Annotated in this window: 13 protein-coding genes; 8 read left to right on the plus strand and 5 right to left on the minus strand. The window is 60.2% G+C overall.

The window, feature by feature from the left end; genetic code table 11:
* Positions 1-96: 96 nt before the first annotated feature.
* Positions 97-261: a hypothetical protein gene (locus AACY11_RS01975; RefSeq protein WP_339466314.1), complete on the minus strand. Its 165-nt coding sequence runs from the start codon at positions 259-261 to the stop codon at positions 97-99.
* 97 nt (positions 262-358) lie between these two features.
* Here AACY11_RS01975 and AACY11_RS01980 point away from each other — a divergent pair, with 97 nt between their 5' ends.
* Positions 359-1,510, plus strand: coding sequence for a M14 family metallopeptidase (locus AACY11_RS01980; RefSeq protein ID WP_339493745.1), 1,152 nt, complete (start codon positions 359-361; stop codon positions 1,508-1,510).
* A gap of 78 nt (positions 1,511-1,588) precedes the next feature.
* On the opposite strand, the gene AACY11_RS01985 is transcribed toward AACY11_RS01980, so the two are convergent.
* Together AACY11_RS01985 and AACY11_RS01990 are read right to left on the minus strand one after the other, a co-directional pair.
* Complete coding sequence (locus tag AACY11_RS01985) at positions 1,589-2,134, minus strand: cytochrome b (protein WP_339466316.1); 546 nt, start codon at positions 2,132-2,134, stop codon at positions 1,589-1,591.
* Positions 2,131-3,225, minus strand: coding sequence for a catalase family peroxidase (locus tag AACY11_RS01990; RefSeq protein WP_339493746.1), 1,095 nt, complete (start codon positions 3,223-3,225; stop codon positions 2,131-2,133). Before AACY11_RS01990 ends, AACY11_RS01985 begins: the two co-directional genes overlap by 4 nt.
* A 157-nt stretch (positions 3,226-3,382) precedes the next feature.
* Here AACY11_RS01990 and AACY11_RS01995 point away from each other — a divergent pair, with 157 nt between their 5' ends.
* The 4 genes from AACY11_RS01995 (at position 3,383) to AACY11_RS02010 (ending at position 7,377) form a co-directional block, all read left to right on the plus strand.
* Positions 3,383-3,889 (plus strand): sigma-70 family RNA polymerase sigma factor, encoded by a 507-nt coding sequence (locus AACY11_RS01995; RefSeq protein WP_339431979.1) that lies wholly within the window; start codon positions 3,383-3,385, stop codon positions 3,887-3,889.
* Positions 3,886-4,641, plus strand: a complete 756-nt coding sequence (locus AACY11_RS02000; protein ID WP_339431978.1) for an anti-sigma factor family protein — start codon at positions 3,886-3,888, stop codon at positions 4,639-4,641. Before AACY11_RS01995 ends, AACY11_RS02000 begins: the two co-directional genes overlap by 4 nt.
* Before the next feature lie 176 nt (positions 4,642-4,817).
* Positions 4,818-5,948 (plus strand): cell division protein ZapE, encoded by a 1,131-nt coding sequence (gene zapE, locus AACY11_RS02005; RefSeq protein WP_339493747.1) that lies wholly within the window; start codon positions 4,818-4,820, stop codon positions 5,946-5,948.
* 115 nt (positions 5,949-6,063) lie between these two features.
* Entirely contained in the window at positions 6,064-7,377 is a 1,314-nt protein-coding gene (locus AACY11_RS02010; RefSeq protein WP_339431976.1) for a protein kinase, read from the plus strand.
* Between the two features lie 58 nt (positions 7,378-7,435).
* On the opposite strand, the gene AACY11_RS02015 is transcribed toward AACY11_RS02010, so the two are convergent.
* The gene (locus AACY11_RS02015; protein ID WP_339493749.1) at positions 7,436-8,140 is read right to left on the minus strand and encodes a YebC/PmpR family DNA-binding transcriptional regulator; all 705 of its coding nucleotides are present in this window, start codon (positions 8,138-8,140) and stop codon (positions 7,436-7,438) included.
* Between the two features lie 221 nt (positions 8,141-8,361).
* On the opposite strand from AACY11_RS02015, the gene AACY11_RS02020 reads away from it, so the two are divergent.
* Positions 8,362-9,759 (plus strand): type VI secretion system Vgr family protein, encoded by a 1,398-nt coding sequence (locus tag AACY11_RS02020; protein WP_339493751.1) that lies wholly within the window; start codon positions 8,362-8,364, stop codon positions 9,757-9,759.
* 65 nt (positions 9,760-9,824) lie between these two features.
* Here the strand turns inward: AACY11_RS02020 and AACY11_RS02025 are convergent, their stop codons facing one another.
* The gene (locus AACY11_RS02025) at positions 9,825-10,685 is read right to left on the minus strand and encodes a LysR substrate-binding domain-containing protein (RefSeq protein ID WP_339493752.1); all 861 of its coding nucleotides are present in this window, start codon (positions 10,683-10,685) and stop codon (positions 9,825-9,827) included.
* A 112-nt stretch (positions 10,686-10,797) separates the two neighbouring features.
* Here AACY11_RS02025 and AACY11_RS02030 point away from each other — a divergent pair, with 112 nt between their 5' ends.
* Both AACY11_RS02030 and phnX read left to right on the plus strand, forming a co-directional pair.
* Positions 10,798-11,907 carry a 2-aminoethylphosphonate--pyruvate transaminase gene (locus tag AACY11_RS02030; RefSeq protein WP_339493754.1) on the plus strand — a complete coding sequence of 370 codons (1,110 nt, stop codon included), beginning with the start codon at positions 10,798-10,800 and terminating at the stop codon, positions 11,905-11,907.
* Between the two features lie 79 nt (positions 11,908-11,986).
* Entirely contained in the window at positions 11,987-12,814 is an 828-nt protein-coding gene (gene phnX / locus AACY11_RS02035) for a phosphonoacetaldehyde hydrolase (RefSeq protein ID WP_339493755.1), read from the plus strand.
* Positions 12,815-12,842: the final 28 nt, after the last annotated feature.

The following is a 12,842-nucleotide window of genomic DNA, read 5'->3' on the forward strand; positions in this document are numbered from 1 at the left end:
GACCTTAGGTCGGTCTTCTGGACTATCTCCTCATCAGGCTAATCACGGTTTTTGACCCGGCTTTTTGCCGGGTCTTTTTTTACCCGTTTTTCGGGCTTATGGCTTCAGGCTAATGAAGTCGTTAAGTGCTGCAAATTCAATGACGCCGATAGTATCAAAAGAATATCGCTTGGCAAGCGAAGCCCAGCCACATTGGGGAAAACTAATAGCAATTAGCGCTTGAGAATCAATCGCATAGCCTCTAAGCTGCATGAGCGTCATGGAGGACGCCCCCGCCACGACCCCGCATTTCCCCTCGGTTTCATCTCTGTCTTGCGTGTAAAGTAGCCACCATAAAAATCATACTCAGGAATCGATTATGACCGTGGCCAAATCTTCGTTCGACATCAGTGCCAACTTCGATACCGGCAATATTCAAGTCATCGACATCAGCAATCCGCTCAATCCGGTTCTGGCCATCCGCCCGGACACCCGAAGCGCCCACTTTCAGTGGTTCCACTTCAAGGCCAGCGGTCTTCACGTCGGTCAGGAACACTGGTTTCGCCTCAACAACGCCAGTCAATCTTCGTACAACAAAGCCTGGGATGGTTATCAGGCCGTAGCCTCCTACGATCACGTCAACTGGTTCCGCGTACCCACCATTTTCGAAGGCGACTGCCTGCGTTTCTGCCTGGAAGCCACCCAGACTCACGCCTGGTTCGCCTATTTCGAACCCTATAGCCGCGGCCGTCACGACTGGCTGATCGAACAAGCGCTGATCAAGGCCGGCGCCGAGTTGCTGGCGACAGGTAAAAGTGTCGAGGGCCGCGATATTCAGTTACTGCGCAAAGGCAGCGGCGCGCAAGGTCAGCGCAAAATCTGGATCATCGCCCAGCAACACCCGGGCGAGCACATGGCTGAGTGGTTCATGGAAGGGGTGATCGAACGCCTGGAAAGACACGACGATCCGGTGCTGAATAAACTGCTCGCCAGTGCCGATCTGTACCTGGTGCCCAACATGAACCCGGACGGCGCCTTCCATGGGCATCTGCGCACCAACGCCATGGGGCAAGACTTGAACCGTGCCTGGCAAAGCGCCAGCCAGGAAATCAGCCCTGAAGTCCTTTTCGTGCAGCAGCAGATGGAAAAATACGGCGTCGATCTGTTTCTCGACGTACACGGCGATGAGGAAATCCCTCATGTCTTCACCGCTGGCTGCGAAGGTAATCCGGGGTATACGCCGCGGCTGGAGAAACTCGAAGAACATTTTCGCAGCCATCTGAAACACACCACCAAAGACTTCCAGACCAAATACGGCTACACCCGTGACGAACCGGGCCAAGCCAACATGACCCTGGCGTGCAACAGCGTTGGCCAGAAGTACGATTGCCTGTCACTGACCCTGGAAATGCCGTTCAAGGATCACGACGACGCGCCGAACGCGCAAACCGGCTGGTCGGGCAAACGCTCCAGTCAATTAGGCAAAGACGTGCTGACGACCATTGCCGACATGGTCGACACACTGCGCTGATCCCTTCCCTTGCCTGGTCAAAGGAACGGAGGCTGTCCCGGAAAATGGCGCATCGTCACAATGCGCCATTGCGGTCAGCTAACCGCGATTGCGACCGCGCAACATGCTGTCCAGCACGTCGTCACGGCGCACCCAGCCATGGAACAGCGCCGCCGCCAAGTGCACCAGCACCGTCAGAAACAGCAGATAAGCCAGATAACCATGAGCGCTGCGCAGCAACGCAAACAACTGCGCATCGGCCGGGACAATCGACGGCAACTGCAGCGATGCACTGAGCATCACCGGCTCGCCCGAGGCGCTGATCATCGCCCAACCGAGCAGCGGCAGCACCAGCATCAACGCATAAAGCAACAGATGCGAGGCCTTCGCAGCCATCACCTGCCAGCCCGGCAGATCCACCGGCAGCGGCGGCTGGCGTGTGGAGAAACGTACCAGCAGACGCACGATCACCAGCAGCAGAATCGCAATGCCCAAGGGCTTGTGCAGGTGGATCAGCCATTCATGCCGTTCGGAGACCGAGGTGACCATGCCGGCGCCAATAAACAGCATCGCGATGATCATCAGCGCCATCAGCCAATGCAGCAGTCGCGCCAACAGCGCGAAATGAGTCGGTTGAGCGCTCATGGACGAGTCTCCTGTTTGGCGGCGGGCAACTGGCTGACTTCGCGGGTGCGACGCCGATAGGAATTGGCGTAACCGGCGGAACGGGCCGCGAGCAACGGGTCGTCGGAGCCTTGAATCCCGGCTGGCAACACCAACGGGTCGTAATTGATGTCGCGGCACTCACCGCTCAGTTGCGGCTGAGTCTTTTCCAGCACCAGGGTGCCGGCGTTCACAACCTTGCGCCCTTCGGGCCAGGCCTTGCTGGCGTCGTTCACCGGGTCACCGGCGTTAGCCAACGTGATATTCAACTGAAAACGCAGCGGCGCAGCGGCAAGCCGTTGCACCAGATCCTTTTCCAGAAAGTCAGCGCCCTCAGGTGCGCTGTCACCCGCCGCGTCTTTAGCCAATGGCGTCATGCTCCAGCGCACGGCTTGCCGCTTCCCGCTGGCGTCCACCAGATAGAACGCATTGACACTGTTATAGGTTTCGGTGGCGTAACTGGCCGATGGCTTGGCGGTCTTCACCCAGGTCAGAAACGGCACAGTTTCCGGGTGCGCGGCGAAGAACGCCGGCACCTTGCCTGGGTCAGGTTTGCCTGTGGCCGGATCCGGCGACTGCGCCTGCAGCAACTGATAGAACGCCTCAGGCGTGCCCACCGGGAACACCGGCATGCTGTTCATCCCGGTGCGCCACTGCTGACCATTGGCCTGGGTGAAGCGCAGCGCCAGACTGCGAATCGGCACGCTGCTGTCCGGGGCATAGGGATTACCCGCCGGCAACGCAAACCGCCCCACCACCGGGGTGCGCGGTTCGTTGAACACTTGCGCAGCCGAGAACACCCGTGCCTCGCCACTGCTCTCGAAATGCCCGATCACGCACACACCTTTGGCATGATTGCGGCGGAATCCGGGATGCACGCCGTTGTTTTTCTCCAGCACATCGACCAGCGCCTTGGGCGTCAGACGTTGTGGGTCAAAGGTGCCGTGAACATAGGCAAACGCCCCGGCCACTGCAGCGACTACCGCGGCAATGCCGCCCAGACGCAGTACCACGTTCGCGGCACTCAGTGGCGGGCGCTGCGGCCCGCCTGAGGGTGAAGTGCGATCAACCATGAATAACTCCGGGACCATCGGCCACAAGTAGGAAGAGTCAGCAAGACGCACCCCGTCGGGATTTATTCCACAGTCCGGTATTTATTTTTCCGAACGTGGAATAACCTTCGACGGTGGACGTCTCCCTAGTCCACAGCGTAGTGACCAGCAGAATTTCATGAGCGAATTCGACGAGCAATTGAGAGAAATCATTCCCGGATTGCGGCGTTTTGCCGTGTCGTTGACGCGCAATAGCAGCAGCGCCGACGATCTGGTGCAGGCAAGCCTGGAGCGGGCCTTGTCGAGTTGGGGCGGCAAACGCGTCGACGGTGATCTGCGCGCCTGGCTGTTTGCGATCCTCTACCGACAATTTCTCGATGCTCATCGCCGTTCCCGACGCTATGCGCGGATGCTCGAATTTTTCACCGGGCGCGACGATGCCGAACCTTCGGCGGAGCGCACCGTCATCGCCCGGTCGACACTGCAAGCCTTTGATAGATTGCCCACCGAACAGCGCGCGCTACTGCTGATGGTCTCGGTTGAAGGCCTTTCCTATAAGGAGGTCGCCGAGATCCTTGGCGCCCCGATCGGCACCGTGATGTCGCGCCTTTCCCGCGCCCGCCAAGCCTTGCGCCAACTCAGCGACGGCGAAATCAGCAGCCCTTCTTTGCGGATACTCAAATGATCAGCCTGCCTCCCAGCGAGCATGACCTGCACGCCTACGTCGACCACCAACTCAGCGACGCCGACCGCCGGGTGCTTGACACCTGGCTGGCGAATCACCCAGACCAAGCCGCGCAGGTTCGCGCCTGGCAACGTGACGCCCAGCAATTACGTGCGGCACTGGGGGGCGCGTTGCAGCGGCCGGCCAATCCGGCGCTTGACCCGGCAACGATTCGCCAGCGCCGCATACGTCAGTCACGTCGACACCTGGCCAGCGCCGCCGTGTTGCTGATCGCCGTCAGTGTGGGTGGTTTCAGTGGTTGGCAAGCGCGGGAAATGACCCTCGTGCGCACCTCGGTATTACCGATGACCGACGCCTTGCAGGCCTATCGCTTGATTGCCCAGCAGGGAATGCTCCCGGCCGATTACAAGGTCGACAGTAACGGCGACATGCAGCGCTGGCTCGACCGTTATTTCACGCAGGCGAGTCGCTTGCCGGATCTCAAGGCTGCCGGGTTCGAACCGGTCAGCGGACGGTTGCTCAGCACCGACGAAGGCCCGGCGGCGATGGTGATGTATGAGGATGGGGGTGGGCACAAAGTCAGCTTTTATGTGCGACCGCCGGGACCGAAAAATACCTTTCTGCCGCGTGGCAGCCGCAGCGACGGGGATCTGCAGGCCGAATACTGGTCCGGGCACGGGTATAACTATGCGATGGTCAGCCCGGTTGATACGCCGGTCGCCCCACTGCTCAAGCAGTCCCTGCCATTGTGAAACGCGACATAACACTGTGGGTGCGGACACGACCCATACAGCGGGCCCTGACGCACATTTGTGTTCAATGAACGCCTACTCTCGACCGGCTGCAGTAGAAGGCGTGCTCTGCGTGTGGTTACACTACGCCGCCGCGCTCCGGGGAGCCGGTTTGACGAACACGGAGTCACCACAAAGTGCCCGCCCGACCGCCAAAACGAACGCGATTGATCCAGCGCTGGTCAGCGTTACGCCGCTGGTTCGGCAAACGCCTGCCCGCCAGTGCTGGCCATGACGCCAGCGCCCAGTCGATCCGCGACTACTTCCGGCACAAGGCCCACAGCCAGGGTTACACCCTCAGCCACAGCCAGCAGCGCGTCATCGATTGTCTGGCGCAGCAGGCCAGTCTGCTGTTCGGCGCAAAAGCCCCTACCCCGCCGAGTCTGTATCTGTACGGCGCCGTTGGACGCGGCAAGAGCTGGTTGCTGGATGGCTTTTTCCAGGCGCTGCCGATCAAGCAAAAACGACGCCTGCATTTCCATGAGTTCTTTGCGCAATTGCATCAAGGCATGTTCCGTCATCGTGAACAGGACGATGCCCTCGCCCTCACGCTCGATGATCTGCTGCAAGACTGCCGGGTGCTGTGTTTCGACGAGTTTCATGTGCATGACATCGGTGACGCGATGCTGATCAACCGGTTGTTCAAGGCGTTGTTCCAGCGCGCGATCGTGCTCCTGGTGACCTCGAACTATCCGCCTGAGGGCTTGCTGCCCAACCCGCTCTATCACGCTCGCTTCAAACCCGTCATCGAACTGATCAACTCACGCATGCAGGTCATGGAAGTCGGCGGGCCGCACGATTACCGAAGCCAGGCGCGCAACCAGGCGCATCAATTGTTCACGCAAGGTCACTACGTATGGCCGGCCACGCCTGCTCAGCGCCACGTCCTGAACCTGCCACCACACGATGCTCCAGCGCTTGCCCTAGCGGTCGGCACGCGGCAAATTCAGGCACGGTTGTGTGAAGGTCGGCGGGTCGGTTTTACCTTCAAGGACCTGTGCGAACAGCCGACGGCGGTGATGGATTATCTGGAGCTTTGCCGGCGTTTCGACCACTGGGTCATTGATGATTTACCGGCACTGGCTGAATGCTCGATCGCCGCGCAACAGCGTTTCATCAATCTGATCGACGTGCTCTACGATCAGGACAAATGCTTGACCCTGCTCGGTCAACTGCCGCTGTTTGAGCGTCTGGGCGGCAATGCCATTGACCTGGCCCGCACGCGGAGCCGGTTGGGGCAGTTACAGGAAGTGCGCCTCCTTACCTGACAGACAAAGATCGCGCCCCACAGAGGATCGCAGTGCAGAGGAAGAATTCGACAGTGTTGAATCTGCCGTTATCATGTCGCCCATTCCTTGCGACTCCTCTATGGCGAAGACCTTTATGCATACCCTTGCTCAATTGCGCGCCGGCGAATTGTCAGGCATCACGCGGCTGGATCTGTCCTGCGGGCTGACCGAGTTCCCGCGGCAGATCTTTGATCTGGCCGATACCCTCGAGGTGCTCAACCTCAGCGGCAACGCCTTGAGCAGTCTGCCGGATGATTTGCATCGGCTGACTCGAATGCGCGTACTGTTCTGCTCCGACAATCAGTTCACCGAGCTGCCCGCCTGCCTCGGCCAATGCGCCGCGTTGACGATGATCGGTTTTAAAGCCAACCGCATCGTCGATGTGCCGGGTGCCGCCCTGCCAACGCGGCTGCGCTGGCTGATCCTGACCGACAACTGCATCGAAACCCTGCCGAGCGAACTGGGCGAACGTCCTGACCTGCAAAAACTCATGCTGGCGGGCAATCGCCTGCAATCGCTACCCGCTTCTCTGGGTAACTGCCATCGGCTGGAGCTGATCCGCATCGCCGCCAACCGCCTGAGCCAATTGCCACCCTTTCTGCTGGCGTTGCCGAGCCTGACGTGGCTGGCCTATGCCGGTAATCCACTGGAAACCGAAGCCGACGCCGCCGCCCTTCAAGCCACACCGCAAATTGACTGGTCAACGCTGCGCCTGGAGCAGCAACTGGGCGAAGGCGCTTCGGGGGTGATTTGCCGGGCGACTTGGCAGCACGCCGAGGGCTCGCTGAAACCGGTCGCCGTGAAGTTGTACAAAGGTGAAATGACCAGCGATGGCTCGCCGCTGCATGAAATGAACGCCTGCATCACGGCCGGGCTGCACCCGAATCTGATCCGGGTTGAAGGTCGTATCGATGGCCATCCCGAAGGCCAGCAAGGGCTGGTGATGCAATTGATTGATCCGAGCTTTCGCAATCTGGCGGCATTGCCGAGCCTGGCGTCCTGCTCACGGGACGTTTACGCCGAAGATTGCCGCTTCACGGCCGACGTTGCGCTAAGAATTGCCAAGGGCATCGCGTCGGCGGCCGAACATCTGCATCAACAGGGCATCACCCACGGCGACCTCTACGGGCACAACATTCTGTTGAACGACGAGGGCGATTGTCTGCTGGGAGATTTCGGCGCGGCGTCCTTCCATGCCACCACGGACAACGTCGAGACACGATCACTGCAACGCATCGAAGTGCGAGCGTTCGGGGTTTTGCTCGGGGAGTTGCTGGCGCGGATCGACTCGGGGTTGAGTGATGAGCGGCGTGGGGTGCTGGAGGATTTGCAGCGGCGCTGCTGTCAGGCCGATGTGCTGGGGCGGCCGGGGTTCAGTGAAGTGAGTGCGGTACTGGACAAGCAGTGACCGCAACGCGGTCAATCGCGGGCTTGCCCGCCATTGACGGCGTTACCGGTAAAACCAATCAGCCCGCCAGACCGACAAACATGTCCTGTACGTCGTCATGGTTGTCGAGGCCTTCCAGGAACGCTTCAACCTCAGCCATTTGCTCATCGCTCAAACCGCTGACGGGGTTCTTCGGCTGGTAGCCAAGCTTGGCCGACAGCACGGTAAAGCCTTGCTCCGGCAGGGCTTTCTGCACGGAGTCGAGGTCGGTCGGATCGGTCAGGAACAGGGTTGCGCCGTCTTCACCCTGTTCAAAATCCTGGGCACCGGCTTCGATGGCGGCCATTTCCGGATCGGCGTCCGGGGTGTCCGGCGAGGCTTCGATCATGCCCACATGGTTGAAATCCCAGGCAACGGAGCCGGAAGCACCCAGTTGACCCTTGCGGAACGCCACACGGATTTCCGCGACGGTGCGGTTGATGTTGTCGGTCACGCACTCGACGATCAGCGGTACCTGGTGCGGCGCGAAGCCTTCGTAGGTCACGCGATGGTATTGCACGGTTTCGCCCAGCAGGCCCGCGCCTTTCTTGATTGCGCGATCCAGGGTTTCTTTCGGCATCGAGGCTTTCTTGGCCTGTTCGACCACCAGACGCAGGTGTGCGTTGGTGGCGGTATCGGCACCGTTGCGGGCAGCGATGGTGATTTCTTTCACCAGTTTGCCGAAGATTTTGCCCTTGGCGTTGGCTGCCGCTTCTTTGTGTTTAACCTTCCACTGTGCGCCCATTACTCACTCTCTTGATCTGTGGCGCCGAGACATCTATTGGCCGACGCGTGGCGCCAAGTTTATACGGCCTAAACTCGGCAATCGACCAAAAAAATCCAATGTGGAATCGACTTATTCACCAGACCTTGTAGGGCGATTCTGAAAAACCCCTTTGACATAACCATTCAACGCTGTGGTTTCGTACCCTCTGAGGCCCGTATTGCCTGACAGAGCCTGTTCGAATGCTCAATGACAAGGAAAGTCCGTTCACCCTCACCCTGACCGACAGCGGCTTATGCCTGCCAGTGTTGCGCTTTCAAGGCGAGGAAGCGCTCAACCAGCCCTACCGTTTCGACATTGACCTGATCGGTCTGGCACCCGCCGTGCCCCCGGGTACGCTGCTGCAGCAACCGGCATTTCTGCGCCTGAACGACCATCACGGGATCCACGGCATGATCCACAGTGCCACTTGCGAACACCGTGGCACGCATCGGATTGGCTATCGACTTGTCTTGGTGCCACACCTGCAAAGACTGTCGCGAACGATTAAACGGCGTGTGTTTATACAACTGAGCGTGCCGCAGATTCTTCAGCAATTACTCGTTGAAAATGCCCTGCCGAGCAATAGTTACCGAATTGAAATGACCGTGGGCCAGTACCCGACGCGGCCGTTCTGCATCCAGTTCGAGGAAAGCGATCTGGCGCTGCTGCACAGGCTTTGCGAAGAGGAAGGCATTCACTATCACTTCGAACACCGGGTGGACGGTCACGTTGTCGTGTTCGCCGATGACAGCCTGAGCCTACCGCAAGCCCCCGTTCTGGTGCCGTTCAATGTCGACGAACAAACAGCCTCACCCTGCGTCAGTGCGCTGTACCAGCATCATCACGCCGCGCCCATTGCGACGCTCCACGCCTTGCGCAATCGTGGGCAACAGGCTGTCAGCGAGGCTGCCGCCAATCAGACTTCGCCTATCGCACCGCAGCCCACGTTGTCGCTTGAACAACGTCATGCCGAGCAACGCAGTCGCCGCCATCTGGAGCGACAACGTTGCCAGCATCGCTCGATCAATGGCCGCAGCGACTGCGTCGGTTTGCTCAGTGGGCACTTGTTGCAAGTGACCGAGCACCCGATCAGCACCTTCAACGACCAATGGCGGATCACTGCCATACGCCATCACGGGCAACATCCATCGATTCTTGACCCCACCCCGACCCAGCACCGTTATTACAACGACTTCACCGCCCAGCCCTGGTCAACCGACTATCGCCCGCCCCTCAAAGAACCGCGTCCCAGCGTCGCAGGCTTTCATCTGGCGCAGATACTTGGCGCGTCGGGGCAACCCGCGCAACTTGATGAGCAGGGGCGCGTCGCCGTTATTCTCTGGCCTGCGCAACCCCCGAACACCACTGAAACCGACGCGCTGTGGCTGCCCATCGCCATGACCCGGGCCAACAGACGACTGGCAGCGAATGAACTCCCGTCTGCAGGCAGTGAAGTCTGGGTGAGCTTCCTCGACAGCGATCCGGACCGACCGATCCTGTGCCTCGACAGCAGACGCAGTCCACCGCCACGCGAGACAGTGCCGATGCCTGACAGCAGCCTTCTACTGGATTGGCTGCTCAACAGCACCGCGCCATGACAGTCCTCCCTGCTGGCGTTGTCGCAGCCTGCGACAGTTCCTGCTGGGGGCCTGAAGCGAAACTGTCAGGCCGGCGCCAATGCAAAAAACGCCTGAATCAAACGCAACTCCCGTCGCCGCTCCATGCAGCCGATCATGTGCCGGTTTCCCAGCCCTTCGCCGGCAATCGGAATCGCCACCACCCGAGGGTCGTGGCTGACCTCCACCGAAGACACCACGCCAACCCCCAGTTCTGCGGCAACCGCTTCGGTCACCGCTTCGCGGCTGTCCAGTTCCAGCAAGACCCGTGGCTGAATCGACGCCTGCGCGCAAGCCTGATCAAACGTGCGCCGGGTAATCGAACTCGGCTCACGCAAGACCATGATTACCTGATCCAGTTCTTTGAGCTTCACCTCCCCGGCCCGCGTCGCCCAAGGATGGCCCACTGGCACCAAAGCGCAGATCCGCGACTCGCTCAACGCTTGCAGATGCAAGCCTTTGCGCGGTTCGACTTCGGTCAACACGGCGACATCTGCGTGTTCCGATAACAGCGCTGCCAGCGTTTCCTGCGCATTGCCCAAGCGTAAATTCACCGTAATCCCCGGATACCGCGCCCGCAGACTCGCCAACATCGGCATGACCATGTGCGGCCCATCCGCCGCCACCTCCAGGCGCCCGGTCAGCAGTTGCCGATTGGCCTCCAGCATCGCCTGCGCTTCTTCGGCGAGACCAAACATCGCCCGGGTGATCGCCGCCAGTTTGGTGCCCTCCTCGGTCAATTCCACCCGTCGCGCCGTACGTCGCAGGAGGGTGATCTGGTAGTGCTCCTCCAACGCCTTGATGTGCCCGGTGACCGCTGGCTGGCTGATGAACAAACGCAAGGCGGCGCGGGTGAAGCTGCCCTCCCGGGCTACGGCGTCGAAGGCGCGTAGCTGAAACAGGTTCATGAATAACCCTCACTGATGGCTGGCATAACAACAAACAATTTGATTGATGCAACGGCGAATTGCAACGTATGCCCCGTAGCTTCACCCCACAGCGCTATCCAAGGACATACGAATGAGTATCGCCGAACCCATCCTGCTGACTCCCGGCCCGTTGACCACTTCGGCCCGCACCCGCCAGGCGATGATGATCGACTGGGGGTCATGGGATGACCGTTTCAATCAACTGACCGCCAGCCTTTGCAAACAACTGCTGGCGATCCTCAACGGCGCAGCCACCCATCACTGCGTGCCGTTGCAAGGCAGCGGAACATTCGCCGTCGAAGCGGCCATCGGTACGCTGGTACCGCGTGACGGCAAAGTGCTGGTGCTGATCAACGGTGCCTATGGCCAGCGTCTGGCGAAAATCTGCGAGGTGCTCGGCCGTTCGTTCAGTACCTTCGAAACCGCTGAAGACAAACCGACCACGGCCGCCGACGTTGACCGCCTGCTGCGTGCCGACAGCGCCATCACCCACGTCGCGCTGATCCACTGCGAGACCAGCACCGGGATCCTCAATCCGCTGCCAGAGATTGCCGAGGTTATCGCCCAACACGGAAAACGCCTGATCATCGACGCCATGAGCTCTTTCGGCGCGCTGGCGGTGGATGCACAACAAGTGCCGTTCGACGCGCTGATCGCCGCGTCCGGCAAATGCCTGGAAGGCGTACCGGGGATGGGTTTTGTCTTCGCTCGCAAAGAGTCGCTGGCCGTTTGCGCCGGTCAGTCGCATTCGCTGGCGATGGACCTGTACGACCAGCACACCTATATGCAGAAGACCGGCCAGTGGCGCTTCACCCCGCCCACCCATGTGGTCGCGGCGCTGCACGAAGCCCTGCTGCAATACAACGAAGAAGGTGGCTTGCCGGCACGGCATGCGCGCTACGCGGCCAACTGCCAGGCGCTGATGGAAGAGATGGGCAAGCTGGGTTTACGCAGTTTTCTGCCGGCAGCGATTCAGGCACCGATCATCGCCACGTTCCATGCGCCGACCAATCCGCGTTATCAGTTCAAGGACTTCTACGAGCGCGTCAAGGCCAAGGGCTACATCCTCTACCCCGGCAAACTGACCCAGGTTGAAACCTTCCGCGTCGGCTGCATCGGCCACATCAGCCCGGACGACATGCGCCAGGCCGTCGCAGCAGTCGGTGAAGTGTTGCGCGAGATGGAAGTCCTCGACATCTGATTCACCCCCAAATCCCTGTGGGAGGGGTCTTGCTCCCCTCCCACAAAGAACCGCATTGCCAACTCAGGAATTGACTGCCATGAACTATGTAAATCCAGACAAGCTGCAAGCCGCCATCCTCGACTGGGCCGGCACCGTGGTCGACTTCGGTTCTTTTGCGCCGACCCAGATCTTCGTCGAAGCCTTCGCCGAGTTCGACGTTCAGGTCTCCATCGAAGAAGCCCGTGGCCCGATGGGCATGGGCAAGTGGGATCACATCCGCGCTCTGTGCGATCAGCCGCAGGTCGCCGAGCGCTATCGCCAAGTGTTCGGTCGCACGCCGACCGACGACGATGTCACCGCGATCTATAACCGTTTCATGCCGCTGCAGATCGAGAAGATCGCCGAACACTCGGCACTGATCCCGGGCGCTCTGGATACCATTGCCAATCTGCGCGAACAAGGGATCAAGATCGGCTCCTGCTCCGGTTACCCGAAGCAGGTGATGGACAAAGTCGTCGAACTGGCCGCCACCAACGGCTACGTCGCCGACCACGTCGTCGCCACCGACGAAGTGCCGAATGGCCGCCCATGGCCGGCCCAGGCACTGGCCAACGTGATCGCGCTGGGCATCGACGACGTCGGCGCTTGTGTGAAGATCGATGACACTGTGCCGGGCATTCTCGAAGGTCGGCGTGCCGGGATGTGGACGGTGGCGCTGATCTGCTCCGGTAATGCACTGGGCCTGGACTACGAGGGGTTCCGCGCACTGGGCAGCGATGAACTGGCCAGCGAGCGAAAGCGCATCCACGCACTGTTCGAAGGTTCGCGCCCGCACTACATGATCGACACCATTACAGACCTGCCCGAGGTGATTGCCGACATCAACAAGCGTCTGGCCCAGGGTGACATGCCGCAGTCGAGCTGATCCATCGCCTGCTGTAAACGAAAACGCC

Source organism: Pseudomonas sp. RA_105y_Pfl2_P56 (assembly GCF_963970845.1).
Lineage (GTDB): Bacteria > Pseudomonadota > Gammaproteobacteria > Pseudomonadales > Pseudomonadaceae > Aquipseudomonas > Aquipseudomonas baetica_A.

What these genes read in the sequence shown, in the direction of transcription:
- AACY11_RS02000 (WP_339431978.1), top strand. Translation starts at nt 3,886, where the DNA reads ATGATCAGCCTGCCTCCCAGCGAGCATGACCTGCACGCCTACGTCGAC.
- AACY11_RS01985 (WP_339466316.1), bottom strand. Translation starts at nt 2,134, where the DNA reads ATGAGCGCTCAACCGACTCATTTCGCGCTGTTGGCGCGACTGCTGCAT.
- AACY11_RS01990 (WP_339493746.1), bottom strand. Translation starts at nt 3,225, where the DNA reads ATGGTTGATCGCACTTCACCCTCAGGCGGGCCGCAGCGCCCGCCACTG.
- AACY11_RS02015 (WP_339493749.1), bottom strand. Translation starts at nt 8,140, where the DNA reads ATGGGCGCACAGTGGAAGGTTAAACACAAAGAAGCGGCAGCCAACGCC.
- AACY11_RS01995 (WP_339431979.1), top strand. Translation starts at nt 3,383, where the DNA reads ATGAGCGAATTCGACGAGCAATTGAGAGAAATCATTCCCGGATTGCGG.
- AACY11_RS01975 (WP_339466314.1), bottom strand. Translation starts at nt 261, where the DNA reads ATGACGCTCATGCAGCTTAGAGGCTATGCGATTGATTCTCAAGCGCTA.
- AACY11_RS02025 (WP_339493752.1), bottom strand. Translation starts at nt 10,685, where the DNA reads ATGAACCTGTTTCAGCTACGCGCCTTCGACGCCGTAGCCCGGGAGGGC.
- AACY11_RS02030 (WP_339493754.1), top strand. Translation starts at nt 10,798, where the DNA reads ATGAGTATCGCCGAACCCATCCTGCTGACTCCCGGCCCGTTGACCACT.
- AACY11_RS02020 (WP_339493751.1), top strand. Translation starts at nt 8,362, where the DNA reads ATGCTCAATGACAAGGAAAGTCCGTTCACCCTCACCCTGACCGACAGC.
- AACY11_RS02010 (WP_339431976.1), top strand. Translation starts at nt 6,064, where the DNA reads ATGCATACCCTTGCTCAATTGCGCGCCGGCGAATTGTCAGGCATCACG.
- AACY11_RS01980 (WP_339493745.1), top strand. Translation starts at nt 359, where the DNA reads ATGACCGTGGCCAAATCTTCGTTCGACATCAGTGCCAACTTCGATACC.
- phnX (WP_339493755.1), top strand. Translation starts at nt 11,987, where the DNA reads ATGAACTATGTAAATCCAGACAAGCTGCAAGCCGCCATCCTCGACTGG.